A 25492-nucleotide genomic window follows, 5' to 3' on the forward strand; every position below is an offset into this window, starting at 1 on the left:
GAGTGCAAATTATTTTCGATTGATAATTATCAATTTTATTAAGAATTTACTGCATTCAGATAACATTTCCATATTATGATGCCACGGCAAAATTAGACCAATGTGCTAAAAGCTTGCCGCCAGCCAGGCGGACCAGCATCCAGGCACACACACATCCTGGCCATCATCATGTCAAAACAATTCAACGCTTTTACCAGCAGGCTCAGCATTGCCGCCAAGCTCAACCTGGTGTTATCCCTGTTGTTGCTGGTGGTACTCGGACTCGCCGGCATCTGGCTTACCCACTGGCAAGGCCAGCGCATGGAGCAGCAACAGCAACAGGAAATGCGCCAGGCCAACCGTCAGGTCATCGACATGATGGATGCCTACGCGGCGCAGCTGGAGCGCTCGGCCGCGCTGGCCGAATCCGCCTTGCGCGCCAATCTGCCAGGACAGCCGGTGCTCAGCGGCGAGCGGATGGATACCGCTGGCAAAGCCCTGCCGGTGCTGCGCATGGGCGAGCATGTCATCAATAACAGCACGCTGGAGGTGGATCGTTTCACCCATGCCACCGGCTCGCTGGCCACCATCTTCGTCAAGGATGGCAGCGAGTGGATTCGCATTGCCACCTCGGTCAAGAAAGAAGACGGCAGCCGCGCCGTCGGCACCCCGCTGAGCCACGATTCTCCTGCCTATGCCAGCCTGAATGCCGGCCATGCTTATACCGGGCCGGTACAGCTGTTTGGCCGTGATTTCATGACCTTGTACTCGCCGGTACAGAATGAAGCCGGCCAGGTTGTGGGGGCCTTGTTTGTTGGTGAGGAGTTCACCGCCAGCCTGGCTGCGCTGCGCCAGAAGATCATGTCGGTGCGCTTTGGCGAATCCGGCTACATCTATGCTTTCGACGCCCGCAATGAACCGGGCCGCATGATGATCCACCCGCAGGCCCAGGGCAAGAACCTGCTGGATTTTAAGGACAAGGACGGCGTCGCCTTCAACCGCATCATGCTGGAACAGAAGCAGGGCGTGCTGCATTACCACTGGGCCAAGCCGGACAGCAACGAGCCGGTGCGCCCCAAGATTGCCGTATTCGACACCTTCGAGCGCTGGGGCTGGATTGTTGCCGCCAGCAGCTATGAGGACGAGTTCGCTGCCCAGTTGCAGGCCATGCGCTGGCGTCTGGCCGTCGGCATCATCGTGATGATCGGCCTGCTGCTGGCCGCCACCTTCTGGGCCAGCCGTCTGTGGGTGACCCGTCCGCTGGCCCATGCAGTGGCTGCCATCCGCCGTGTGGCCGACGGTGACCTGACCGTACGCATCCAGGCATCGAGCCAGGACGAGGTGGGCGAATTGCTACTAGCCGCCGACGCCATGAGCAGCCATCTGCGCGAGATGATTGGCGATGTCGAACGCAGCCTGGCCTCCTTGTCGGTGCAGGCCAGATCGCTGGTCAGCATCTCCGAAGATGTTTCCACCGCCTCGGGCGAGCAAAATGCGGCGGCCAGCACCATGGCGGCCTGCGTGGAAGAAATGAGCAGCAGCATCAATCAAGTGGCACGCCATGCTGATCTGGCGCGACAAATGGCGGTCGATGCCAGTGTGCAGTCGCAATCCGGCGGGCAGGTGGTGGCGCAGGCCACCAATACCATGGGGCAGATTGCCCTTGCGGTGAAGCAGGCTGGCGGCACCGTGCGCCAGCTGGATGGCTTGTCCGAACGCATTGCCGAAGTGGTGACGGTGATTCGTGACATCGCTGATCAGACCAATCTGCTGGCACTGAATGCGGCTATCGAAGCGGCACGGGCTGGCGAGGCTGGTCGCGGCTTTGCCGTGGTGGCCGATGAGGTGCGCAAGCTGGCCGAGCGTACCACCCAGTCCACGCTGCAGATTACCGATACCGTGAGCAAGATTCAGGACGGTGCCCGCATGGCGGTGGAACATATGGAAGCCGGTGCGCAGCAGGTGGACGCCGGGGTCAGCAGTGCCAGCCAGGCAGCCAGCAGCCTGCAGGATATCCAGGCCGGCGCGGCCCAGGTGGGCGAAGCCGTCAGCGGCATCTCCGATGCACTGGGCGAGCAGGATGCAGCCAGCCGCGATATTGCGCTCAATGTGGAAAAAATCGCCCAGCAGGCCGATGGCAACCACGGCAAGGCCCGCGCCGCCGCCCAGGCAGCGGCCACGCTGGTGGGGCTGGCAGAGGCATTGCGCGCCAGCATCAGCCGTTTCAAGCTCTAGTACGGCCTGTCCGTAAGCCGGGCGGATTGTTGCCGGCTAAGGTATTCTGGGCGCTATAAACAAAACAGGGCGGTGAGCAACACCGCCGGCGCCGGGGACTAGCCGACATCATGAACCAGACCGTATCTGCGCTGGACGGGCTGCTGCACGAGGCAGGGCCTTTGCTGTTGGGGCTGTGCAGCAATGCCCTGATCGGGGTGTACGTCATTCAGGACGACCGCTTCGTCTTCGTCAATGCCAGGCTGGCCGAGCTGTTCGGCTACAGCCAGCAGCAACTGTGCAGCGGCATGGGGCCGCGCCAGCTCACCATCCAGCGCGACCAGGCCGTGGTGCGCCGGGAAATCGACCGCCGCATCGAGGGCGACAGTCACAGCAGCCACTATGCATTCCGCGGCGTGCGCCAGGATGGTTCCGAACTGGATGTGGAGGTTTTTGGTGTCAGTACCCGTTTTGGCGAGCGCCCGGCCATTATCGGCATGCTGCTGGATGTGTCCGAGCGCAATGCGGCCGAACGCGCGGTCAAGGATCAGCTGCAATTCATCACCCGCCTGATCGATACCATTCCCAATCCGGTGTTCTACAAGGACGAAACCGGTCGCTATATCGGCTGCAACAGTGCCTTTGAGCAATATCTGGGCAAGGCGCGCAGCGAGCTGATCGGCTACACCGTATTCGATATTTCCCCGCCCGATCTGGCTGCCCGTTATCAGGCGGCAGACCAGGCGCTGTTTGACGAGCGTGGTACCCAGGTTTACGAAACCCAGGTGGTGTATGGCGATGGCAGCCGTCACGAGGTGATGTTCTACAAGGCAACCTTCGACAAGGCCGATGGCAGTCTGGGTGGGCTGGTTGGCCTGATGCTGGATATCAGCGAACGCAAACGCATGGAGCAGGCGATCTGGCACGAGGCCAACTACGATGCGCTGACCGGTCTGCCTAATTTGCGGCTGCTGCGCGAGAGTCTGGCCAAGGAGCTGGAGCGGGCGTGCCGCATGAGCAGCAATCTGGCGCTGCTGTTCATCGATCTGGACCGTTTCAAGGAAGTCAACGACACGCTGGGCCATCATATGGGCGACCAGCTACTGAAGCAGGCGGCGGAGCGCATCCGTGCGGTGGTGCGCAGTAGTGATACGGTCTCCCGCCAGGGTGGCGACGAATTCGTGGTTATCCTGCCCGATATCAGCGACGCCCAGGCGGCCGGGCTGGTGGCCGGCAAAATCATCCGCCTGCTGGGCCTGCCTTTCCTGTTGGGTAGCAATCAGGTCTATGTGTCGGCCAGTATCGGCATTGCCCTGTACCCGGATGACAGCACCCTGCTGGAAACCCTGGTCAGCTTTGCCGACCAGGCTATGTATGCGGCCAAGGCTGCTGGCCGCAATGGCTTCAGCTTTTTCACTCCATCCTTGCAGGTCGAGGCGCAGCGCCGGCAAAAGGTGGGCAACAGCCTGCGCCTGGCCTTGCGCGACAACCAATTCGAAGCGTATTACCAACCGATTGTCGAGCTGGCCAGCGGCCGGGTAGTCAAGGCTGAAGCACTGCTGCGCTGGCACCATCCCGAGCAGGGAGTGCTGCTGCCCGGCGATTTCATCGCGGTGGCCGAAGAAATCGGCATGATCGGCGATATTGGCAATCTGGTGTTCCAGCAGACGCTGGAGCTGATTGCGGCCTGGCCGGAAGGGCAGGTTAGCGTCAATATCTCGCCGCGTCAGTTCGTCAGTGGCGATTGCCGGCACTGGCTGCAGGAAATAGCCGAACGGCAGTTGCCGACCGGCTGTCTGGCGGTGGAAATCACCGAAGGTCTGCTGCTGGATGAGCGGCCGCTGGTGGTCAATACCCTGCTGGGCTTTCACCAGGCCGGGGTGGAGGTCAGCATCGACGACTTTGGCACCGGCTACTCCGCCATGTCCTATCTGAAAAAATTCAATATCGACTATCTGAAGATAGATCGCAGCTTCATCGCTGGCCTGGCCAGTGATCACACCGACCATGCCATTACCGAGGCGGTGATCGCCATGGCGCACAAACTGGGCATGCGGGTGATTGCCGAAGGGGTGGAGACCGAGGCGCAGCGCCAGCTATTGCTGGAGGCGGACTGCGACTACGCCCAGGGTTATCTGTTTGCCCGGCCCATGCCACGCCAGGATTTTCTCGATTTCATTCGCAGCCGCCAGAGCCGAGTAGCCGCTGGCAGCAATGACTAGCCCCTGGCGGTTTCGTAAAACTCGATGGGCAGCTGATCCGGGTCCTGGCAAAAGAAAAAGCGCTGCCCGGTCAGTTCGTCCAGTCGTATCTCTTCGCAGGCTATTTGCTGCGACAGCAGCGCAAGCCGCACCCCATCCAGATCATCCGTACTCAGCGCCAGATGGCGCAGGCCGCAGGCTTCCGGCCGGCTGAGACGTGCGGGCGGGGTGGGGAAGCTGAACAACTCCAGCTCAGCGCCATCCGGTAGCCGCAGGTTCAGCTTCCACGACTGGCGTTCGGCACGCCAGCTCTCACTGACGATGGGCAGGCCAAGAATGCGGTGGTAAAAGTCGCGCGCACGGGCGTAGTCGGCGGTAATCAGGGCGACATGGTGCAGGCCGCGCAGCGGCAGGGGAGTTTCTGACATGGCTAATAGATAATCTATATTGAAAATCTAATTTCAATCAATTGGACGCATGAGGACGGGGTCGGCAGAATGGCGCCACTGACTGACACTCAGCACCACAGGGGCTGGTTCCGCTCTCGGAAGCTCTCCTGCCGTTAACAGGCAATCAACACCTGAGGCCTGTTGGCGACCCTCCCGCTTTCGGTGGTTTCGGGCCTTGACGCCACCGGATGCTCTTGCGACCGGCACCACTTGCGTGGTGGCCGGTCTTTTTTTGTGCGGCGCCGGCTGGCTTAGCCGCAGTCTTCCAGCAGGGTTTTCAACCAGTGGCTGCGTTGCTGCCAGATGATGGGAGCCTGCAGCAGCAAATGGGCGGTGGCGAAGATGTTCAGCACGGCGGTGCCCAGCAGCAGGTAGGCGATATTGTCGAACTGTTTAAGCACCAGCACGCTGGCCAGCGCAGCTGCCACCATGTAGAAGCCATTGATGATGTTATTGGCGGCAATGGCTTGCGAGCGGAAGCTGTCCGGGCTGGATAGCTGCAGCCAGGTGTAAAGCGGCACGGTAAAGAAGCCGCCGAAGAAACCCAGCATGGCCACATCCAGCATATGGCGCCAGCTGCTGAGCTGGCTGAGAAAATCCGGCAGTGTCAGCAGGGCGCCGTGGTAATGCGACATGGCGCCCAATGCCAGATCACCGCCAAACAGCGTCATGCCGGCACTGCCCAGCAACACCAGCCCAAGCTGCAACTGACCGTGCGACAACTTGGCGCAAATCACCGAACCCAGGCCAATGCCGATGGAAAACAGCGCCAGCATCACGGTGTAGACATCGGCATTGCCGCCCAGGTGCAGGCGGGTAAAGGTGGGTAGCTGCGTGGTGTACACCGCGCCCATCAGCCAGAACCAGGAGATGCCGAGAATGGCGCTGCGCACATCACGGATGCGCCAGGCCTCGCCAACCAGACGCACCGAGTCGCCGATGAAATTGAAAGACAGCTGCAGGTGTGGCGCGCCGGGCGGCGCAGCCGGCATGCGCCGGCTGAACAGCCAGCCGCACACCGCCGTGCCCAGCAGCAGGCTGACGGTGATCCACGGGCCGCCCTGGGTCATCAGACTGCCGATGATCTGGCCGATCAGGATGGCCAGGAAAGTGCCCATCTCGATCATGCCGTTGCCGCCCACCAGTTCGTGCTCGCCCAGGTATTGCGGCAGCACCGAATACTTGAGCGGGCCAAAAAACGCCGAATGGCAGCCCATCAGGAACAGTGCAGACATCAGCAGGCCGGCACTGTGCATAAAGAAGCCAGCGCCAGCCAGCAGCATGATGCCGATCTCCGCCAGCTTGATCCAGCGGGCGATGATGGCCTTGTCGAAGCGCTCGGAAATCTTGCCGGCCGTGGCGGAAAACAGGAAAAAAGGCAGGATGAACACCCCGGCCGCCATATTCACCAGCAGTTCCGGTGACATGCCGTTCAGGCTGAGGCCGTGGTAACTGATCAGCACCACGATGGCGGTTTTCAGCAGGTTGTCATTGAATGCGCCCAGGAACTGCGTGCCGAACAAGGGCAGAAAGCGGCGGGAGCCAAAGAAACTGAAGTCTGTTTTCACGGTGTGTCAGCACGAAAAGGCGGGAAAGGCATGCTAACTGATCCGAAACCGGCTGTCAGCCTTGCTCCACCTTGGATGCGGCCGGTGTTTCAGTCGCGCTGGCGGTGCCAGCATCGGCCTTTGCCTGCGCCGGGCGGTCGTCATCCATCAGGATGCGGTGGGCCGGGCCTTCCATGTCGTCAAACTGGCCGGAGCGGGTGGCCCACCAGAACACCACGGCGATGACAAAAGCCAGCACGATGCTAAGCGGGATAAGCAGGTAAAGACTTTCCATCAGGATTTCCGTTTGACGAGTCGCAGGGCATTGCTCACCACGATGAGCGAACTGGCGGCCATTCCCAGGCTGGCCAGCCACGGGGTGACGTGGCCGGTCATTGCCAGAGGCAGCGCCAGCAGATTATACCCGGCAGCCCACCACAGGTTTTGCCTGATTACACCCAGTGTCTTGCGGGCCAGCGCCAATGCCGTTGGAATCAGCGCCAGCTGGTCACCCATCAGTACCATGTCGCCGCTGGCGCGCGCCACATCGGTGCCACCGCCCATGGCCAGCGATACATCGGCGCGGGCCAGTACCGGCGCATCATTGATGCCGTCACCCACCATCAATACCCGTTTGCCGTCCTGCTGTAGCTGACCGACAAAGGCCAGCTTGTCTTCCGGCGTGGCGCGGGCGTGCCAGTCGCTGATGCCCAGGCTGTCGGCCAGGCTTTGCACCGCACCGGCACCATCGCCACTGAGCAGGTGAATGGCAATGCCTCGCTGGCGCAGGGCCTGCACCATGGCGGCGGCGTCATCGCGTACGGTGTCGCCAATGGCGAATACCGCCTGCGCCGCCTGCCGGTTTGCCAGCACCACCAGGGTGCAGTCGGCATGCCAGTCTTGCGGTAATTGCGCCGCTGCCGGCAGCCATTGATTGATGAACTCTGCCGAACCCAGCCGCCAGGACTGGCCGGCGATAAGGCCTTCCACACCCTTGCCCGGTGTGCTGTCCAGCCGCTCAGTGGCCGGTAGCGGCAGGTCGGCTGCCGCCAGTTTCAGCGCCTGTGCCACCGGGTGCTCCGATGCCTGCTCCAGCGCGGCAGCGATGGCCAGTGTGGCGGCATCGTCCAGCCCGGCTAGCGCCTGCTGCCCACGCAGACGCATGTCGCCATGCGTCAGGGTGCCGGTTTTGTCGAAGACGGCGTCGCTGACTTTGGCCAGGGTTTCCAGTGCGTGGCCACGGGTGGTCAGTACGCCCAGCGCGGCGAGGTGGCCGGTAGCGGCGGTCAGCGCAGCCGGCGTGGCCAGCGACAGCGCGCACGGGCAGGAAATCACCAGCACCGCCACCATGATCCACAGCGCACGTGCCGGCTCGATAAAGTGCCAGGCGATATAGCTGGCCGCCGCTGCCAGCAGCAGCAGGGCGACAAACCAGCTGGCAAAGCGGTCGGCGGCGACGGCCAATCGCGGCTTTTCGGCCAATGCCTTGTCCAGCAGGCGAACGATGCCGGCCAGTCGCGTTTCCTGGCCAGTCTGGCTGATGCGGATAAACAGCGGGCTGCTGGTATTGACGCTGCCTGCCACTACGGCATCGCCGGCCTGTTTGCTGACCGGGCGGCTCTCGCCGCTGATCAGCGACTCGTTGGCGGCGCTATGGCCATCCAGCACCAGGCCATCGCCGGGAATGGTTTCGCCTGGCTTTACCAGAATCACATCGCCGGGATTGAGCATGGCTACCGTGGTTTCCGCGGTATCACGGCTGGCTGGCCAGTCGTTGGCGCGGTGGGCAAAGGCCGGAATCAGACGCACCAGGCTCTCGGTGGCCTCGCCAGCCTTGCGCCGGGCAATGCTTTCCAGATAGCGCCCGCCCAGCAGCAAAAATACGAACATCGATACCGAGTCGAAATACACGCCATGTGGAATCTTGTTGATCAGTGCCCACAGGCTGGCGAAAAAGGCGGTGAAAATGCCGATGGTGACGGGGGTGTCCATGCCGACGCGGCCGGTTTTCAGGTCGCGCCAGGTGTTCTGATAGAAGGGCACGGCAGAGTAGAGCATCACCGGCAGGGTCAGGATCAGGCTGGCCCAGTGCAGTAGCCACAGGAAGTCCGGGTCGATGTCGCCATCCGGCGCCAGGTACACCGGCACGGCATACATCATTACCTGCATCATCGACAGGCCGGCCGCCCATAGCCGGCTGATGGCCTGCTTGCGCTGCTTCTGTGCCAGTGCCTCTTGCCGTTCGGCATCATAAGGGTGGGCACGATAGCCGATGGCCGTGATGGCCTGCAGGATCTGCGACAGCCGGATGCGGCTGTTGTCCCAGCTAACCCGTGCGCGGTGGCTGGTATAGTTGATGTCCACAGCCAGCACGCCGGGCAGCTGGCGGATGTGCTGCTCGTTCAGCCAGACACAGGCGGCGCAGGTAATACCTTCCAGCATCAGCGCGGCCTCGCGCGTTTGCCCTGCGCTGACATGAACAAAGCTTTTCTGCAATTCTTCCGAGTCGTACAGCTGAATCTGCTGCAAAATATCGGCCGGCAATACCTCGCCCTGGCGCGCGCCCTGCGTGCGGTGAGCGTAGTAGTCGGACAGCCCGGAGTCGATAATGGTCTGCGCTACGGCCTGACAGCCGGCGCAGCAGGTGGCTTCGGTTTTTTCGCGATATCGCACCGGAAAATCGACAGTCTCGGGGACGGGCAGGCCGCAATGGAAGCAGTGATCAGTCATGGCGCGCCATTGTAAACAATACTCGGACGCATTGCTTGATCTGGCTCAGTTTCATGACGGGTGAAATTCGCTAAAGAACAGGCCGTGCAAGGAAAGGCAAATCAAGATGATGCAGGCGATTTTACAAAGTGCACCCGGTGGTGCTGACACGCTTTATCTGGGAGAAACCGCCAGGCCGCAACGTCAGGCCGGTCAGCTGCTGGTGCAGGTGATGGCCGCCGGGGTGAATCGTGCCGACATCGTGCAGCGCAGTGGGCATTATCCGCCGCCGCCCGGCGCCAGCAGCATTCTTGGGCTGGAAGTGGCCGGAGTGGTGATCGAGGCTGATGCGGATAGCCGCTTTCAGGAAGGTGACGCGGTATTCGGCCTGATCGCTGGTGGCGGCTATGCCGAATATGCCGTGCTGGACGAGGTGCTGGCCATTGCCAAACCGGATGCCATGTCCTGGGTGGAGGCGGCCAGCCTGCCCGAGGTATGGATGACGGCCTGGCTGAACCTGGTGCAGGTGGGGCAATTGCAAGCCGGGCAAAATATCCTGATCCATGCCGGCGCCAGCGGTGTCGGGGCCACCGCCATCCAGCTGGCGCGCTGGCTGGGTGCGCATCCTTTCGCCAGTGCCGGCAGTGCCGACAAGCTGGCCTTTTGCCAGCAGCTGGGAGCGGAGCAGGTATTCAATTACAAGGCGCTGCCGGCATTCTCGGCCACGATCAAGGAGTGGGGCGGGGTGGACATGATTCTCGACCCGGTTGGCGCATCTTATCTGGCAGAGAACATGGCCAGCCTGAAGCAGGATGGCCGGCTGGTGAATATCGGCCTGATGGGCGGCAGCAAGAGCGAGCTCAATCTGGGCCTGCTGCTGGTCAAGCGGCTGTCGCTGATCGGCTCCACCCTGCGCTCGCAGCCGCTGGCGGCCAAGGCCAGGCTGGCCCAGGCGCTGGCGCAGGAGGTGTTGCCAGCCTTGCTGGCCGGTCAGCTGCAACTGACGCTGGATAGCAGCTACCCCTGGCAGCAGGCGGCAGAGGCACATGCCCACATGGAAGCCAATGCCAATCTGGGCAAGGTGGTATTGACCTTCTTTCCTGTAATGACGGCGTAATCCGTCGCCCGTACATTGTGCGGCGTGGGAGGTGCTCTGCCTCTGACTGGTATGGATGGGATTAGGGGACGATGCGGCTATCGTTCCCCTTTTTTTTGCCCGCAAAAAAAGCCCGTCTCTGGCGAGAACGGGCCTTGCTTCCTGGCTTTGCTGGAAGGCCTATTCGGCGGCGCTGGCAGTTGGTAGGGGCGACAATGCTTCGATCAGGGCGACTTCCTGGGCGTAGGACAGTGCTTTCATCTTGCCCAGCAGTGCCTCGCCATCCAGCTTGAAATGCTGGTCCAGCTCCTCGTCTATCATGCAGGCTTCCACCGCCAGCCATACGCCACGGCAGGATGCGGCCTCTTCAAAGCGCACGTTTTGCAGTACATGGGCTATCAGTTGCAACTCGGCATCGGAAAACTGGCGGGACAATACGGCCTGCTCGCGGCGGACGATTTCCGCGTAGCGGTCGCAGATCTGCTGCACCCGGCTTTCATCGCCATAGTGGTGTGCTTCTGCTTCGCCCGTCAGCGAAGTGTGATCAAACCAGGCTTCGATCAGCGGGCGCAGCGTGGGCAAATCTTCTTCCCATACCCGGTGCAGCGCGTCGCGGAAGCGGGCGTTGTCGGTGAAGGACAGTTCATCAAAAGGCATGGCCGGCATCACCTGCTCATCCAGCGTGCGGCTGTCTATCCAGATGCGGCCTTCCTCATCGCGGCGTACTGCACCACGCCACACGGCCTGTTCTTCTGTGGCCAGATTGTCGACATGGATTTCCACGTAAGGCAGCGTCAGTTCCAGGCCTTCGTCCTCGCTCACCAGGCGCAGGGTGATGTCAAACAGGCCGTGCTTGAACACTTCCAGCAACTGCAGCCCATCGGCGTGGCCGGCCAGGATGAATTTGTCTGCCGTTTCGTATACCGCCACATCGGTGGGGTGTTGCGCCGGTTTCATCAGCTTGGCCGACAGCTCGTCGGCCAGCTGGTTGGCGTCGTTGTGCTGCACATCGAAGCCGGTGCGATAGCCTTCATGTTCATGCCACAGGGCGTCCCAGTCATACATGGTCGACTCCTCAATATCCGGGTTTGCAGGGGGAAATGGCGCGCAGTGTAACCAAATCATCATGCCTTGTCGCGATAATGCTTTGGGTTAAGCCTGTGCTACGTGATAGAATCGTACGATTTTTCCGCTTCAACCGACCGAATTCCGAAACATGACACGACAGATTCGTAATATTGCCATTATTGCCCACGTGGACCATGGCAAAACCACCCTCGTTGACCAGTTGCTGCGCCAGTCCGGCACCTTCCGCGAGAACCAGCAGGTAGATGAACGCGTAATGGACAGCAACGATCTTGAAAAAGAGCGTGGCATTACCATTCTGGCCAAGAACACCGCCATCGAATACGAAGGCGTGCACATCAACATCGTGGACACTCCGGGACACGCCGACTTCGGCGGCGAAGTGGAACGCGTACTGGGCATGGTAGACGGCGTGCTGCTGCTGGTGGATGCCGTTGAAGGCCCGATGCCGCAAACCCGTTTCGTGACCAAGAAAGCCCTGGCCCTGGGCCTGCGTCCGATCGTGGTGATCAACAAGGTTGACCGTCCGGGTGCTCGTCCGGACTGGGTGGTAGACCAAACTTTCGACCTGTTCGACAAGCTGGGCGCCACCGACGAACAACTGGACTTCCCCATCATCTATGCTTCCGGCCTGAACGGCTTTGCCAAGCTGGAACTGGATCAAGAGTCCGATAACATGCGTCCGCTGTTCGAAACCGTGCTCAAGCACGTTCCGACCCCGCCGGGCGATCCGGAAGCGCCGCTGCAGCTGCAAATCTCCGCGCTGGACTATTCCACCTACACCGGCCGCCTGGGCGTTGGCCGTGTACTGAATGGCCGCATCAAGCCGGGTCAGCAAGTTGTCGTGATGAACCACGAAGTGCAAGTCGCTTCCGGCCGTATCAACCAGGTGCTGGGTTACCAGGGCCTGGAGCGCGTTCCGGTTGAAGAAGCCGAAGCGGGCGACATCATCATCATTTCCGGTCTGGACGATATCGGTATCGGCGTCACCATCTGTGACAAGGAACAACCGGTAGGCCTGCCGATGGTGGCCGTGGACGAGCCGACCCTGACCATGGACTTCATGGTGAACTCCTCGCCGCTGGCCGGCACCGAAGGCAAGTTCGTTACCAGCCGTCAGATCCGTGACCGCCTGACCAAGGAACTGCTGACCAACGTTGCGCTGCGTGTTGAAGAAACCGAAGACTCCGACGTGTTCCGCGTATCCGGTCGTGGCGAACTGCACCTGACCATCCTGCTGGAAAGCATGCGTCGCGAAGGCTTCGAAATGGCTGTAGCCAAGCCGCGCGTGGTGTACAAGGAAGTGAACGGCGAAAAGTGCGAGCCGTACGAAAACCTGTCCATCGACCTGGAAGATGATCACCAGGGCGGCATCATGGAAGAAATCGGCCGTCGTCGTGGCGAACTGACCAATATGGAATCCGACGGCCTGGGTCGTACCCGCCTGGAATACCATATTCCGGCACGTGGCCTGATCGGCTTCCAGTCCGACTTCATGACCATGACCCGCGGTACCGGCCTGATGAGCCACGTATTCGACGACTACGGCCCGGTCAAGCCGGACATGCCGGGTCGCCACAATGGTGTGCTGGTTTCGCAAGAAAACGGCGAAGCCGTGGCCTACGCACTGTGGAAGCTGGAAGATCGCGGCCGCATGTTCGTCTCCCCGGGCGACAAGCTGTATGAAGGCATGATCATCGGCATTCACAGCCGCGACAACGACCTGGTGGTTAACCCGGTCAAGGGCAAGCAGCTGACCAACGTGCGTGCTTCCGGCACTGACGAAGCCGTTCGCCTGACCACCCCGATGAAGATGACTCTGGAATCGGCCGTGGAATTCATCGACGATGACGAACTGGTTGAAATCACGCCCAAGTCCATTCGTATCCGCAAGCGTTACCTGCAAGAGAACGAACGTCGCAAGATGAACAAGCAAGCTTCCTGATCTTTCAGAGGAGTGACAAAAGGCAGCCAATGGCTGCCTTTTTTTGCGACAAACTTTATATGTAAGTAAATATTTAGTTGACTAGGGGTTATTTGATAGATATAAATCGAAATGCGAGGTTCCCGCCTCGTATCTATCCCCGCTAAACGTTTGATCCCGGCCTGCGCCGGGATTTTTTTTGCTTGCTTACGGATTACAGGGTCAGCGCAGCGGGGAGGGGGTGGCCCGCCGCAGCGGGTGGCATGCTCACGTCCATTGATAACAGCAGGCAGAGCTTGATGGCGCGAATCACTGAAATATTGACATCATCCCGACCCAGGCCCAAGGCAGCATCATCCTGCCTGGGGTGATCGTGCAGAATGGTTTCGCGCCGCGCCTGCAGGGTATCGAGCAGCGGATCGTCCAGGTAGGCAAGCAGGCTGCCTTCCTGTGGAAACAGCAGCTTCAGCCACAAACGCAGCCGCTCCACACCACGGATATTGTTTTCTTCCAGCAGAATGCTGCCCAGCTTGTGCTGTACGGCAAAGTCGTGGCGCTGCAGTACTTCGCTGCGGAATAGCTTGTCACGGTGAATGGGCTTGAGCTGCTCCAGTGCATCCAGCACCAGCAGCGGGTTACGGTTGCAGCTCAGCTCGATGAAATCGCGCAGCAGTGCCTCGATGATGTCCCAGGCCAGTGCCGCCGCCAGTGCGTTGAGTCGCTGGAATACCACGCCACCATGCTGGTGTTCGATAAAGGAAAATACCTTGCGCATTTCCTGTTCCAGCTGGTTGAGCCCGTCCTCGCTGCGAATCAGGCTGGCAAAGGCCTCTTCCCCCAGCTGCTCACTCAGTCGTGCCGCCTGACTGGCATAGACCATGTCAAACGGCATGCACAACATCGACTTGATGGCAAAGATCCGCTCCAGCGCCCCCAGGCATAACTGGCGCAGCGCAGGGTCGGGACAGCGGCGAATGATGGCCTGCAGCTTCAGCTGCAGCTGGGAAAACGAAGCGGCACTGCTATAGGTCACGCTGTCTTTCATTGCCTCACTCATCTGCGCCATGCCCGCCAGGATTCGAATACTTGTTTAAATTGTTTTAATTATTGCAGGGTGGATGAGACTTGATTTCCCGGTCTGCGTCAAGTCAGCGCAACTTGGCTGGTGAGCTGTGCATGTGTGGGGGAGGCTATTCCACCAGCAGCATATTGGCGCGTATCCAGCCGCTGTCAGCAGCTTCAAAGTGCCACCATTCACTGGCAATGCCGTGAAAACCAGCTTGCTGCATGCAGTCGCGCAGCAACTCGCGCAGCTCTAGTTGCTGATGGTCTAGCAGGCCAGCCTGCAACATCTGCCTTTCCTGTGCCGGCTGCGCCAGCAGCGTGAAATCATCAAAACGGGTGCCCAGGTCCTGCTCTTGCCCGCATTCGTCTTCCAGCGTTACATCCACGGCCATGCCAAAGCTGTGGATTGAACCACGCGCCGGGTCGGCTACATAAATATGCTGCGGCGTGCCCTTTACCCTGTCCCACAGCAGGCGCTGCACCCGTCCGGGCCGCAGTGCGTCCAGCACCCGCAGGCGCCAGCCCGGTCGTTCAGCTTGCAGCCTGTTCGCCGCGCGAGCCAATTGACTGGCAGCCTGGCTGTGCAGCAGGCCGCCATCAAAATCACCATACAGATTGTGTCCGATGAAGTTGTCCTCCCCGGCATAGCGTAAATCCAGGTGGATGCCCGGCATCTGGTGAATTGAGATGTATTCCGGGTGCGTGAGTACGTCTTCCAGCTGAATGGTGGTGATGTGCATGGGGAGATTCCGGTTGATCTGGCAAAAACGTGGCAAACAGGCGGCATGTTGCAATAGTCTTGATCATCTGGGCAGCATTCCGCCATGTATCTTCCCCGAGCAGGCAGGGCGAAGCAATGACCCGCGGCGCAGCCTGCCTGCGTACGACTGATGCCTCATTGTTTGTGCCAGTGCTGGTCGGCAGTTTGGCGCTTTCGGTTATGATGCGGGCTTTGGTGGCATGGCAATGTAGCAGCCGCCGCATGAGGGAGGTTTCGATGATATTGCACAAGCTGCTCCTGGCGATGAGCCTGAGCGCGGCAGCCTTGCCAGCATTGGCTGCCAAGCCCCTGGTGTTCTGTGCCGAAACGGCACCGGAGGGCTTTGATCCGGCGTTATGGGATAGCGCGTCCACTTATAATGTGACGCGGCAGATCTTCCAGGGACTGGTGGCCTTCAAGCGGGGCGGGGTGGATATCGTGCCGGCACTGGCCAGCAAGTGGGAAATATCGGCGGATGGCTTGAGCTATACCTTTCATCTGCGCAAGGGCGTGAAATTTCAGCACACGGATTATTTCAGCCCGACCCGCAGCTTTTCCGCCGATGACGTGGTGTTCACCGTGCAGCGCTGGATCAAGCCGGAACTGGCTTTCAACATGGCCTTCAAGACCCAGCTGCTGGGGCCGGCCAATTACGGCATCGCCCAGTCGCTGGCCAGTGTGCAGAAGCTAGACCCCTACACGGTGCGGCTGCAACTGAAAGAGCGTAATGCCACCTTTCTGAGTTTTCTGGCCATGGGCTTTGCCGGCATGCAGTCGGCCGAGTACGCCGAGCATCTGCTGCAGCAGAATCGTGCAGCCGACATCAATCAGCAGCCAGTCGGCACCGGGCCATACCAGTTCAAGAGCTACGCCAAGGATTCGGCGGTGCGCCTGCAGGCCAATGCCGACTACTGGGGGCGACCGCAACTCACCCGCAGCCTGATTTTTGCCATCGTCACCGATCCGCAGGTGCGCATCCAGAAGTTGAAAAACAATGAATGCCAACTGGCGGCCGCAGTACGCGAGGCCGACCTGGACAGTCTGCAGGCCGACCGTAATATCAAGGTCGACAGTACCGGGGCCATGAATATTTCCTACCTGGCCTATAACCTGAAACGGCCACAGCTGGCCAATCGTGATGTGCGGGTGGCGCTGGATATCGCCATTGACCGCGATGCCCTGTTCAAGGCGCTGTTTCCCAAGGGCGGTGCCACGCAGGCGGTTAATCCCTTTCCGCCGGCGGTATGGGGCTGGAACGGCAAAACCCGCAATGAATACAATCCGGCGCGGGCGCGGCAATTACTGGCCAAGGCAGGCTATCCGGATGGTTTCAGCATCAATCTGTGGGCTTTGCCGGTGCAGCGGCCAACCAATCCCAATGGCAAGCTGATGGCGCAGATGATCCAGCAAGACTGGGCCAGGATAGGCGTCAAGGCCAATATCCAGAGTTACGAATGGGGCGAGTATCTGAAGCGGGCGGGGCAGGGCGAGCATGATGTCTATATGAGCGGGCTGACCAGCGACTCCGGCGATCCTGATGACTTCCTGTGGACCTCACTCTCCTGCAGCGTCAGCAAGAATGGCCAGCGTTTCTGCAATCAGGAATTTGACCAGCTTTTGCTGAAGGCCCGCCAGACTAACGACCGCAAGCAGCGCACGGCCTACTACCTGAAAGCGCAGGACATTTTCAAGCGCGAACGGCCGTGGATCACCATGGCGCATTCGCGCATTTATATTCCGATGCGCAAGGAAGTACAGGGTTTTGTGATGAATCCGAACGGATCGTTCGGCTTTGAGGATGTCTATGTGAAATAGGCCGCCCCGGCTGGCAGCGGGATCATTCCCGCTGCCAGCAAGGTCTGGCTTGTTGACTGCCTTGGCAGTCTGTTCCCGCTTGCACGCATCTTCCCCGATGTGTTCGCACACCGTTGCCGGAGCCTTCCCCAAGGCCTGCCCGGCAGCTTGTCACAGAGTATTCAGGCGGCTGACATATTGTTGCCTGCTCGCTGTATCTGTTGGTCCTATCTTACTTATTTCTGAGAGCCTTCTCAGACAATATGCAAATAACTCGTGAAAATACCTAAGTAAACTTACGTAGTGTTGCGTGAATGTCATTATTGTGAAGTTTTGATTGAATAAATTGCGGCTATTTGGTTTAAAGAATGAAGTGTTGGGCAATAAATCCGGCCGTTCGCAGCATGCGAGCCTATGTTTTACCGGAATTTACCTGCTTATTTGCAAGCATACAGTCGCGTATGTATTTAAAATGAGCCAACTGAACGACTGGGCGCTCAGACCCGGCGCAGTGCAGTTCTTCATCATCTTCAAGCTCTGGAATGTTTATGCACATCAAGCAAGCCTCACCCGCTCTCAAGCTTGTCGCCGCCTTGCTGCTGTCCGCTGCACTGAGCAGCTGTGGCAAGTCGCAAACCGCCGGCATGCCAGCCGCCGGCCCGGTCAGCGTCGGCATCATGACCCTGCAAGCACAGGACACCGTTATCAGCCGCGAGTTGCCGGCACGAATTTCTGCCTTTACCGTGGCCGAAATCCGCCCGCAAGTTGGCGGCATCATCCAGAAGCGCCTGTTTACCGAAGGCGGCGAGGTCAAGGCCGGACAGGTGCTGTACCAGATTAATCCGGACACCTACCAGGCGGCCTACCAGACCGCTCAGGCCAGCCTGGCCAAGGCGGAGGCCACACTGACTTCGGCCGACCTTAAAGCCAAGCGTTATGCCCAGCTGGCGGAAATCAAGGCCATCAGCAGCCAGGATAATGACGATGCCCGTGCGGCATTGCTGCAGGCGCGTGCCGATGTGGCTACCGCCAAGGCCTCGGTAGAAACTGCCCGCATCAATCTGGCTTACACTCGCATCACCGCGCCGGTCAGCGGCCGTATCGGCAAATCCAGCGTGACTGCCGGCGCCCTGGTGACCGCCAACCAGACCACCGCGCTGGCCACGGTGCAGCAACTGGCCACGGCCTATGTCGACATGACTCAATCCAGCACCGAGCTGTTGCACCTGCGCCGCGACTTCGCCAAGGGGGCACTGCAAAGCCAGCCGGGCAAGGCCAAGGTGAAGTTGATCCTGGAAGACGGTAGTGAATACGCCAAAGAAGGCGAACTGCAGTTTTCCGACATCACGGTGGATGCCAGCACCGGCATGGTGACCTTGCGCGCCACCTTTGATAACCCGAATGGCGAATTGCTGCCCGGCATGTTTGTCCGTGCGCGACTGGAGCAGGGCGTACGCCAGCATGCCTTGCTGCTGCCGCAGCAGGCCGTTACCCGCAATCAGAAGGGTGATGCCATCGTGATGGTGGTAGGCCAGGACAACAAGGTTAGCGCCCGCACCATCCAGACCAGCCAGACCGTTGGCAATAAATGGCTGGTGGACAGCGGCCTGCAAGGGGGCGAGCGCATCGTGGTGGAAGGCTTGATGAAGGTGCAGGACGGTACCGTCGTCAAGGCGGAACCGCTTGCTGCCAACGCTTCTGCTGCCAAGTAAACCGGGAAAAGATTCATGTCGAAATTTTTTATTGACCGGCCGATCTTTGCCTGGGTGATCGCCATTGTGATCATGCTGGCCGGCCTGCTGTCGATTCGCAGCCTGCCGGTGTCACAGTACCCGGCCATCGCGCCGCCGCAAATCGCCATCAACGCAACCTATCCCGGGGCTTCGGCCAAAACCGTGGAAGACAGCGTTACCCAGGTGATCGAGCAGAAGATGCAGGGTATCGACCACCTGCGTTACATGAACTCCACCAGTGACGACACCGGTGCAGTCACCATCACCATGACCTTCGATGCCGGCACCAACCCGGACACCGCACAGGTGCAGGTGCAAAACAAGCTGCAGTCCGCCATGGCTGCCTTGCCCACCGTCGTGCAGCAGCAGGGCATTACTGTGACCAAGTCGGCGCGTAACTTCCTGATGGTGGTGGGTTTTGTCTCGGAAGATGGCAGCATGAACGGCACCGACCTGGGTGACTATGTTGCCAGCAACCTGCAGGATACCCTCAGCCGGGTCAATGGCGTGGGTGAAGTGTCCTTGTTTGGTTCGCAGTATTCGATGCGCATCTGGCTGGACCCCAACAAGCTCAATAGCTATCAGCTGACCACCGGCGATGTTTCCACCGCCATCACGGCACAGAATGCCCAGGTATCCGCTGGCCAGCTGGGTGGCTTGCCGGCCAAGCCTGGTCAGCAGCTGAATGCCACCATCGTGGCGCAGACCCGGCTGTCCAGCGCCGAGCAGTTTGGCAAAATCCTGCTGAAAGTGAATACCGATGGCTCACGCGTGCTGCTCAAGGACGTGGCCCGTATCGAACTGGGGGCAGAAACCTATCGCACCAAGGCCCTGTTCAATGGCAAGCCGGCGACCGGTGTGGCCATCAAGCTGGCCAGTGGTGCCAATGCACTGGACACCGCCCAGGCCGTGCGCGACAAGGTGGCCGAGCTGTCGGCCTACTTCCCCAAGAGTGTGAAGGCGGTTTACCCGTATGACACTACGCCGTTTGTAAAAATCTCCATCGAAGAAGTGGTGAAGACGCTGGTGGAAGCCATCGGCCTGGTGTTTGTGGTGATGTATGTCTTCCTGCAAAACTTCCGCGCCACGCTGATTCCCACCATCGCGGTACCAGTAGTGCTGCTGGGTACTTTTGGTGTGATGGCCGCCACGGGCTTTTCCATCAATACCCTGACCATGTTTGGCCTGGTGCTGGCCATTGGCCTGCTGGTGGATGATGCCATCGTGGTGGTGGAAAACGTCGAACGGGTGATGAGCGAGGAGGGCCTGCCTCCGCGTGAAGCCACGCGCAAATCAATGGGCCAGATTACCGGCGCACTGATCGGTATCGCGCTGGTGCTGGCGGCGGTGTTTGTGCCGATGGCCTTCTTTGGTGGCTCTACCGGCGTCATCTATCGCCAGTTCTCCATTACCGTGGTGTCGTCGATGGCACTGTCGGTGCTGGTGGCCCTGGTGTTGACTCCGGCTTTGTGCGCAACCTTGCTCAAGCCGGTAGAGAAAGGCCATGGTGTCGGTCATGAATACACCGGTATCTTCGGCTGGTTTAACCGTACCTTCGACCGCAATAGTGAGCGCTATCAGGGCATCGTGGCGCGCATGCTGAAAAAATCGCTGCGCTATATGGTGATTTACCTCGGCATCATCATCGCCATGGCGGTGCTGTTCATGCGGCTGCCGACGTCCTTCCTGCCGGAAGAAGACCAGGGCATTCTGTTTACCCAGGTGCAATTGCCGCCGGGTGCCACCCAGGAACGTACCGATGCTGCCTTGCTGCAAGTGCAAAAGCATTTCCTGGCGGATCCGGCCGTCAATTCGCTGTTTACCGTGTCCGGCTTCGGTTTTGCCGGTAGCGGCCAGAACATGGGTCTGGGTTTTGTCCAGCTCAAGCCCTGGGATCAGCGTAACCGGCCGGACCTGACCGTGAAAGCGGTCGCTGGCCGTGCCATGGGTGCATTCAGCCAGATCCGCGATGCCATGATCTTTGCCTTTGCCCCGCCAGCGGTGATGGAGCTGGGCAATGCCTCCGGTTTCGACCTGCAATTGCAGGACCGTGCCGGCTTGGGGCATGACAAGCTGATGGCTGCACGCAACCAGTTGCTGGGCATGGCTGCCAAGAACCCGCTGTTGATGGCGGTACGCCCCAACGGTCTGAGCGACAACCCGCAATACCTGCTGGATGTCGATCACGAAAAGGCCAATGCCTTGGGTGTATCGGTTGCTGACATCAATACCACGCTGAGTACTGCCATCGGTTCCAGCTATGTCAACGACTTCATCGACCGCGGCCGTATCAAGAAAGTCTATCTGCAGGGCGATGCGCCATACCGCATGTCACCGGAAGATCTGGGTAACTGGTATGTGCGTAACAGCAGCGGCAGCATGGTCCCGTTCTCGGCCTTTGCCAGCTCGCACTGGGGCTTTGGCTCGCCGCGTCTGGAGCGCTACAACGGCCAGTCGTCGGTGGAAATCCAGGGTTCGCCGGCAGCCGGTGTCAGTACCGGTACTGCGATGAGCGAGATGGAAAACATGATCAAGCAGCTGCCGCCTGGCATAGGTTTCGAATGGACCGGGCTGTCTTACGAAGAGCGCCTGTCCGGCTCGCAAGCGCCGGCGCTGTATGCCATTTCGCTGCTCATTGTCTTCCTGTGCCTGGCGGCGCTGTATGAAAGCTGGTCGATCCCCTTCTCGGTGATGATGGTGGTGCCGCTGGGGGTGATCGGTGCCTTGCTCGCTGCCAGCCTGCGTGGCCTGTCCAATGACGTGTATTTCCAGGTGGGTCTGTTGACCACCATCGGTCTGGCCTCGAAGAACGCCATTCTGATTGTGGAATTTGCCAAGGAGCAGCAGGAACACGGCAAGGAATTGATTGCCGCCACCATGGAAGCGGTACGCATGCGGCTGCGCCCCATCCTGATGACTTCACTGGCCTTCATTCTGGGTATTTTGCCGCTGGTGATCAGCCATGGCGCCGGCTCCGGCAGCCAGAACGCCATTGGTACCGGGGTGATGGGCGGCATGATCTCCGCCACTGTGTTGGCGATTTTCCTGGTTCCGGTCTTTTTCGTGGTCATCCGTCGCCGTTTCCCGCCCAAGAAGCGGGCAGATGATATGCACGGCATCAGTAAGGAGGGCCTGTAATGTCCCGATTCATCAAGCTATGCAGCCTGTCGCTGTTGGCTAGTGCACTGGCCGGCTGCTCGCTGATCCCGCAATATCAGCAACCCGCATCGCCAGTCGCGGCGCAATGGCCGAGCGGCCCGGCCTATCTGGGGGTGCCGGCCGCCAAGGCTGGCAGTACATCGGCTGACCAGCTGGCCTGGCAGCAGTTTTTTACCGATCCGGCCATGCGGCAGCTGATCACACTGGCGCTGGAGAATAACCGCGATCTGCGTGTGGCAGCATTGAATATCGAAGCGGCGCGCGCGCAGTACCAGATTACCAAGGCGGATCTGTTCCCATCTGTCAGTGCCAGTGGCAGTGGCACCAGTCAGCGTGTGCCGGCCAGCATCAGCAGTACTGGTCAGGAGTACATCAGCCATAGCTACACAGCCGGCATCGGCTTTAGCGCTTACGAACTGGATGTGTTCGGCCGCCTGTCCAGCCTGAAGCAACAGGCGCTGGAAAACTACTTCTCGCTGGAGGAAACCCGGCGTAGCACGCAGATATCGCTGGTGGCCGAGGTGGCCAATGCCTACCTGACCCTGCTGGCAGACCGACAGCACTTGCAAGTGGCGCAGGGCACGCTCAAGTCGCAGCAGGCTTCGTACGAGCTGACCCGGCGCAAGCTGGAGGTGGGCGCAGCAACCGAGCTGGATCTGAGCGATGCCGATACCACCGTACAGACGGCACTGGCCGACCAGGCCAGCTATCAGCGACAGGTGGCGCAGGATGAAAACGCGCTGACCTTGCTGGTGGGGAGCAGCATTCCGCCGGACATCCTGCAAGCTGGCGATCTGGAAACACAGGGCCGGCTTGCCGACTTGCCGGCTGGTCTGCCGTCCGAGCTGCTGCAGCGCCGACCGGATATTCTGGCGGCGGAGCACGACCTGAAAGCGGCCAATGCCAATATCGGTGCGGCGCGGGCGAAGTTTTTCCCCAGCATCAGCCTGACCGCCAGTGCCGGTGCCAGCTCCAGCAATCTGTCCGATCTGTTCAAGGCTGGTAGTGGTACTTGGTCGTTCAGCCCGTCGATCAATCTGCCCATCTTCAATGCAGGCAGCCTGAGCGCCAATCTCGAGTCAGCCAAAGTGGCGCGGGATATCACGGTAGCCAAATACGAAAAGGCCATTCAGACTGCTTTTGGCGAGGTGGCGGATGCACTGGCGGTGCGTGGCACAGTAGGCACCCAGTTGCGGGCACAGCAGGCGCTGGTGCAGTCCAGCCAGCGCAGCCTGCAGCTGTCGGAAGCCCGTTTCAAGGTGGGGGTGGATAGCTACCTCACCTTGCTGGTGGCACAGCGCAGCCTGTATTCGGCGCAGCAAAACCTGATCAGCACCCGCTTGTCGCAAGCTTCCAATCTGGTGACCTTGTACAAGGTGCTGGGCGGTGGCTGGCAGGCGCCAGAGCAGGCCGGCTAAGCCAAGGCCGCCGTGCCTGCGGCATGGCGGCCACTGAACTTACTCCAAAGGCCGGGCAATGTACCCGGCCATGATTCCGGTGATGACAAGATGGCACGCAAGACCAAAGAAGAAGCAGACAAAACCCGCCAGCTGCTGCTGGATGCTGCCGAGCAGCTGTTCTGGGAGCAGGGCGTCAGCAAGACCACGCTGGCCGGCATCGCCGAACACGCCGGCCTGACGCGGGGAGCCATTTACTGGCACTTCGACAACAAGTCCGACCTGTTCAACGCCATGTGCGAACGGGCCTTTCCCCAATTCGAAGAAATGATGCAGGCACTGCTGACCGAAGACTACTGCCCGGAGCTGAGTCCGGCACAGCGCTTGTGGCAACACAGCTGCGAGGTGTTGCAACTGGTGGCGACCAGTCCGCGCATTGCCCGCGTGGTGGGCATCATCAATTTGCGCTGCGAATTTGTCGGCGAAATGCAAAACTCCTTTTTGCTGGATCGTACCTGGCTGATGGAAAAGGTGGGCAATCTGCACGCCATGCTGAGCCAGGCCGCAGAAAGAGGGCAGGTCAGGCCGGGCATTGATCTGGCCTGTGCCTCCGGCTGTCTGCATTCGATGATTTGCGGTCTGGTTGACAGCTGGATGCTCAATCCGCAAGTGGTCGATCTGGAAAATCACTGCGAACAGCTACTGACCCCGTTTTTTGCCGGGGTGTTTGTTGCCGATTGCTGGCTACCTGCTGCGCAGTGAGTTGCAGGATCTGATTTTCCCTTTTGCGCAATACTGACTACACTGTCATGGCCATGGCGTAGCTGTCTTTTTGGACGGTTGTGGGCAGCCTGGATATCAGCGGCCAGCTAGTCGTTTCAGTCAGAGAGTGGATCATGTTCAAAAAAATATTCGGCGGCTTGCTTGGTCGGGGAGAGCAGGCAGCAGACAGCCTGCCATCGCGGCTGCAAGCTGTTGCTGTCGTCGATGAGGATGTTGCCGCTCAGGCGCCCCCCTTCAGCCTGCCACAGACGCTGGGTTTTGTTTCGCACCAGCCCATTCAGGATCAGTCGCAGCGCATTGTTGCTTACGAATTCGCCGTCAAGGATAGTGTGGCGCTGGCCAGGCCAGCCGCCAGCCGGCGCAGTTTTGACCAGCTACTGTTCAATACCCTGAAAAACATGAATATTTTCCGCCTGCTGGCTTTTCGGCGGGCGTTTATTCATGTGTCGCTGGCTTCGCTGGACGACTTGTTGCAGCAGGAATTGCCAGTGGCCAGCGCCATTTATTTGCTGGAACTGCAGGATGGCGAACAGCTGGCGGACACGGTGATGCCACAACTGGATGCACTGCGTGCCGCCGGCTTGCGCTTTGCCGTGGAGCCGGCGCGCTATGGCACGGCTCCGGCTGCGCTGGCACTGTATCAGCGTGTGGATTACATGGTGCTGGATTTCGCCGCACCGAATACGCGGGCGCTGTTTCCCTTGCTGGAACAATTGCCACAGCGTTATCCGCAAATGCGCTGGCTGGCCCGCAATATCAATACTGCCGAAGAACTGGCACTGTGCCGCCACTCGCCCAATAGCGAGCGTTTTGCCCTGTTTCATGGCTCTTACCTGTCAGTGGCGCAAAACCGGGTCAGTCAGAAAGAAGGTGCAAGCCAGGGGCGGGTGCTGGAAATCATGCGGCTGCTGCGTGCCAATGCACCGGCGGCGGAGATTGAAGCCCAGTTCAAGCTGGATTCGCTATTGCTGTTCAAGCTGCTGCGCTTTGTCAACTCACCGGTAAATGGCCTGTCGCGCAAGATTCAGACCATCGATGAGGGCCTGATGCTGCTGGGGCGCAGCGCCCTGTTCAAATGGCTGTCCCTGTTGCTGTTTACCTCGGATGGCGACGGTGGTGCCACCTTGTCGCTGCTGGAAAAATCGCTGATCCGTGCCCACTTCATGGAAGAACTGGGCATCATCCGTGGCAACAAGCTGGAAGCCGAGCATCTGTTTCTGACCGGCATGTTTTCCCTGCTGGGCGATTTGCTCAATCTGACGCTGGCCGAGGCGCTGGAGCCGCTGGACCTGCCCTTCATGATTTCTGATGCGCTGCTGCAGCAGAAGGGATTGTTTGCCGCCCCCCTGCAGCTGGCCCAGGCTTGCGAACAGGATGATGGCGAAGGCATCACCAGCTTGGCCGCGCAAATGGATGTCGACCTTGATCAGGTCAGCAGCGTGTATATGGAAGCGGTGGTGTGGGCGCAGGAAGTGCTGAGCGAGAGCGAGGTGCAAAGCAATGTGGAAGGGGTGTAGCGCCCTATCCAGCGGAGCCAGCCTCGTTGTAGTTGCATAGGGGGCGGGGCAGGGCAGTTGGCATGCTTGCTGCCCACCG

Annotated in this window: 17 protein-coding genes; 10 read left to right on the plus strand and 7 right to left on the minus strand. The window is 59.9% G+C overall.

Going from position 1 to position 25492, the window contains the following annotated elements:
- The first annotated feature begins 168 nt into the window (after positions 1–168).
- Together EAY64_RS02570 and EAY64_RS02575 are read left to right on the plus strand one after the other, a co-directional pair.
- Positions 169–2214: a methyl-accepting chemotaxis protein gene (locus tag EAY64_RS02570; RefSeq protein ID WP_103523223.1), complete on the plus strand. Its 2046-nt coding sequence runs from the start codon at positions 169–171 to the stop codon at positions 2212–2214.
- A gap of 110 nt (positions 2215–2324) precedes the next feature.
- Positions 2325–4415, plus strand: a complete 2091-nt coding sequence (locus tag EAY64_RS02575; protein ID WP_103523224.1) for a putative bifunctional diguanylate cyclase/phosphodiesterase — start codon at positions 2325–2327, stop codon at positions 4413–4415.
- On the opposite strand, the gene gloA2 is transcribed toward EAY64_RS02575, so the two are convergent.
- The 4 genes from gloA2 to EAY64_RS02595 all read right to left on the minus strand — a co-directional run bounded on the left by gloA2 (position 4412) and on the right by EAY64_RS02595 (position 9120).
- Positions 4412–4822 carry an SMU1112c/YaeR family gloxylase I-like metalloprotein gene (gene gloA2, locus EAY64_RS02580; protein WP_103523225.1) on the minus strand — a complete coding sequence of 137 codons (411 nt, stop codon included), beginning with the start codon at positions 4820–4822 and terminating at the stop codon, positions 4412–4414. The two genes, EAY64_RS02575 and gloA2, sit on opposite strands and share 4 nt — an antisense overlap.
- 272 nt (positions 4823–5094) lie before the next feature.
- Positions 5095–6411, minus strand: a complete 1317-nt coding sequence (locus EAY64_RS02585; protein WP_103523226.1) for an MFS transporter — start codon at positions 6409–6411, stop codon at positions 5095–5097.
- 55 nt (positions 6412–6466) lie between these two features.
- Positions 6467–6685, minus strand: coding sequence for a cbb3-type cytochrome oxidase assembly protein CcoS (gene ccoS / locus EAY64_RS02590; RefSeq protein WP_103523227.1), 219 nt, complete (start codon positions 6683–6685; stop codon positions 6467–6469).
- Complete coding sequence (locus EAY64_RS02595) at positions 6685–9120, minus strand: heavy metal translocating P-type ATPase (RefSeq protein ID WP_103523228.1); 2436 nt, start codon at positions 9118–9120, stop codon at positions 6685–6687. Before EAY64_RS02595 ends, ccoS begins: the two co-directional genes overlap by 1 nt.
- A 106-nt stretch (positions 9121–9226) precedes the next feature.
- On the opposite strand from EAY64_RS02595, the gene EAY64_RS02600 reads away from it, so the two are divergent.
- The gene (locus tag EAY64_RS02600; RefSeq protein WP_226034140.1) at positions 9227–10216 is read left to right on the plus strand and encodes an NAD(P)H-quinone oxidoreductase; all 990 of its coding nucleotides are present in this window, start codon (positions 9227–9229) and stop codon (positions 10214–10216) included.
- Positions 10217–10375: 159 nt separating this feature from the next.
- Here the strand turns inward: EAY64_RS02600 and EAY64_RS02605 are convergent, their stop codons facing one another.
- Entirely contained in the window at positions 10376–11260 is an 885-nt protein-coding gene (locus tag EAY64_RS02605; protein ID WP_103523229.1) for a hypothetical protein, read from the minus strand.
- 151 nt (positions 11261–11411) lie between these two features.
- On the opposite strand from EAY64_RS02605, the gene typA reads away from it, so the two are divergent.
- Positions 11412–13226, plus strand: coding sequence for a translational GTPase TypA (typA, locus tag EAY64_RS02610; protein WP_103523230.1), 1815 nt, complete (start codon positions 11412–11414; stop codon positions 13224–13226).
- Between the two features lie 193 nt (positions 13227–13419).
- On the opposite strand, the gene EAY64_RS02615 is transcribed toward typA, so the two are convergent.
- On the minus strand, positions 13420–14250 hold the full coding sequence (locus tag EAY64_RS02615; RefSeq protein ID WP_103523231.1) for a hypothetical protein: 831 nt from the start codon (positions 14248–14250) through the stop codon (positions 13420–13422).
- A gap of 145 nt (positions 14251–14395) precedes the next feature.
- The gene (locus tag EAY64_RS02620; RefSeq protein WP_103523232.1) at positions 14396–15010 is read right to left on the minus strand and encodes a M15 family metallopeptidase; all 615 of its coding nucleotides are present in this window, start codon (positions 15008–15010) and stop codon (positions 14396–14398) included.
- Positions 15011–15267: 257 nt separating this feature from the next.
- Here EAY64_RS02620 and EAY64_RS02625 point away from each other — a divergent pair, with 257 nt between their 5' ends.
- The 6 genes from EAY64_RS02625 to EAY64_RS02650 all read left to right on the plus strand — a co-directional run bounded on the left by EAY64_RS02625 (position 15268) and on the right by EAY64_RS02650 (position 25413).
- Complete coding sequence (locus tag EAY64_RS02625) at positions 15268–16845, plus strand: ABC transporter substrate-binding protein (protein ID WP_103523233.1); 1578 nt, start codon at positions 15268–15270, stop codon at positions 16843–16845.
- A 527-nt stretch (positions 16846–17372) separates the two neighbouring features.
- The gene (locus tag EAY64_RS02630; RefSeq protein WP_103523234.1) at positions 17373–18536 is read left to right on the plus strand and encodes an efflux RND transporter periplasmic adaptor subunit; all 1164 of its coding nucleotides are present in this window, start codon (positions 17373–17375) and stop codon (positions 18534–18536) included.
- A 15-nt stretch (positions 18537–18551) separates the two neighbouring features.
- The gene (locus EAY64_RS02635; protein ID WP_103523235.1) at positions 18552–21695 is read left to right on the plus strand and encodes an efflux RND transporter permease subunit; all 3144 of its coding nucleotides are present in this window, start codon (positions 18552–18554) and stop codon (positions 21693–21695) included.
- Entirely contained in the window at positions 21695–23134 is a 1440-nt protein-coding gene (gene adeC, locus EAY64_RS02640) for an AdeC/AdeK/OprM family multidrug efflux complex outer membrane factor (RefSeq protein WP_103523236.1), read from the plus strand. The genes EAY64_RS02635 and adeC overlap by 1 nt, the downstream gene beginning before the upstream one ends.
- A 90-nt stretch (positions 23135–23224) precedes the next feature.
- Positions 23225–23875: a TetR family transcriptional regulator gene (locus EAY64_RS20335; RefSeq protein WP_158604599.1), complete on the plus strand. Its 651-nt coding sequence runs from the start codon at positions 23225–23227 to the stop codon at positions 23873–23875.
- A 134-nt stretch (positions 23876–24009) separates the two neighbouring features.
- A complete protein-coding gene (locus EAY64_RS02650) occupies positions 24010–25413 on the plus strand; it encodes an EAL and HDOD domain-containing protein (RefSeq protein ID WP_103523285.1) in 1404 nt (467 codons plus the stop codon).
- Positions 25414–25492 lie beyond the last annotated feature (79 nt).

It is taken from the genome of Aquitalea palustris, assembly GCF_003693445.1.
Taxonomy (GTDB): domain Bacteria; phylum Pseudomonadota; class Gammaproteobacteria; order Burkholderiales; family Chromobacteriaceae; genus Aquitalea; species Aquitalea palustris.

Excerpts from the sequence above, each read along its gene's own strand:
- EAY64_RS02570 (WP_103523223.1), top strand. The coding sequence starts at position 169 with ATGTCAAAACAATTCAACGCTTTTACCAGCAGGCTCAGCATTGCCGCC.
- EAY64_RS02575 (WP_103523224.1), top strand. The coding sequence starts at position 2,325 with ATGAACCAGACCGTATCTGCGCTGGACGGGCTGCTGCACGAGGCAGGG.
- gloA2 (WP_103523225.1), bottom strand. The coding sequence starts at position 4,822 with ATGTCAGAAACTCCCCTGCCGCTGCGCGGCCTGCACCATGTCGCCCTG.
- ccoS (WP_103523227.1), bottom strand. The coding sequence starts at position 6,685 with ATGGAAAGTCTTTACCTGCTTATCCCGCTTAGCATCGTGCTGGCTTTT.
- EAY64_RS02595 (WP_103523228.1), bottom strand. The coding sequence starts at position 9,120 with ATGACTGATCACTGCTTCCATTGCGGCCTGCCCGTCCCCGAGACTGTC.
- EAY64_RS02600 (WP_226034140.1), top strand. The coding sequence starts at position 9,227 with ATGATGCAGGCGATTTTACAAAGTGCACCCGGTGGTGCTGACACGCTT.
- EAY64_RS02605 (WP_103523229.1), bottom strand. The coding sequence starts at position 11,260 with ATGTATGACTGGGACGCCCTGTGGCATGAACATGAAGGCTATCGCACC.
- typA (WP_103523230.1), top strand. The coding sequence starts at position 11,412 with ATGACACGACAGATTCGTAATATTGCCATTATTGCCCACGTGGACCAT.
- EAY64_RS02615 (WP_103523231.1), bottom strand. The coding sequence starts at position 14,250 with ATGAAAGACAGCGTGACCTATAGCAGTGCCGCTTCGTTTTCCCAGCTG.
- EAY64_RS02620 (WP_103523232.1), bottom strand. The coding sequence starts at position 15,010 with ATGCACATCACCACCATTCAGCTGGAAGACGTACTCACGCACCCGGAA.
- EAY64_RS02625 (WP_103523233.1), top strand. The coding sequence starts at position 15,268 with ATGATATTGCACAAGCTGCTCCTGGCGATGAGCCTGAGCGCGGCAGCC.
- EAY64_RS02630 (WP_103523234.1), top strand. The coding sequence starts at position 17,373 with ATGCACATCAAGCAAGCCTCACCCGCTCTCAAGCTTGTCGCCGCCTTG.
- EAY64_RS02635 (WP_103523235.1), top strand. The coding sequence starts at position 18,552 with ATGTCGAAATTTTTTATTGACCGGCCGATCTTTGCCTGGGTGATCGCC.
- adeC (WP_103523236.1), top strand. The coding sequence starts at position 21,695 with ATGTCCCGATTCATCAAGCTATGCAGCCTGTCGCTGTTGGCTAGTGCA.
- EAY64_RS20335 (WP_158604599.1), top strand. The coding sequence starts at position 23,225 with ATGGCACGCAAGACCAAAGAAGAAGCAGACAAAACCCGCCAGCTGCTG.
- EAY64_RS02650 (WP_103523285.1), top strand. The coding sequence starts at position 24,010 with ATGTTCAAAAAAATATTCGGCGGCTTGCTTGGTCGGGGAGAGCAGGCA.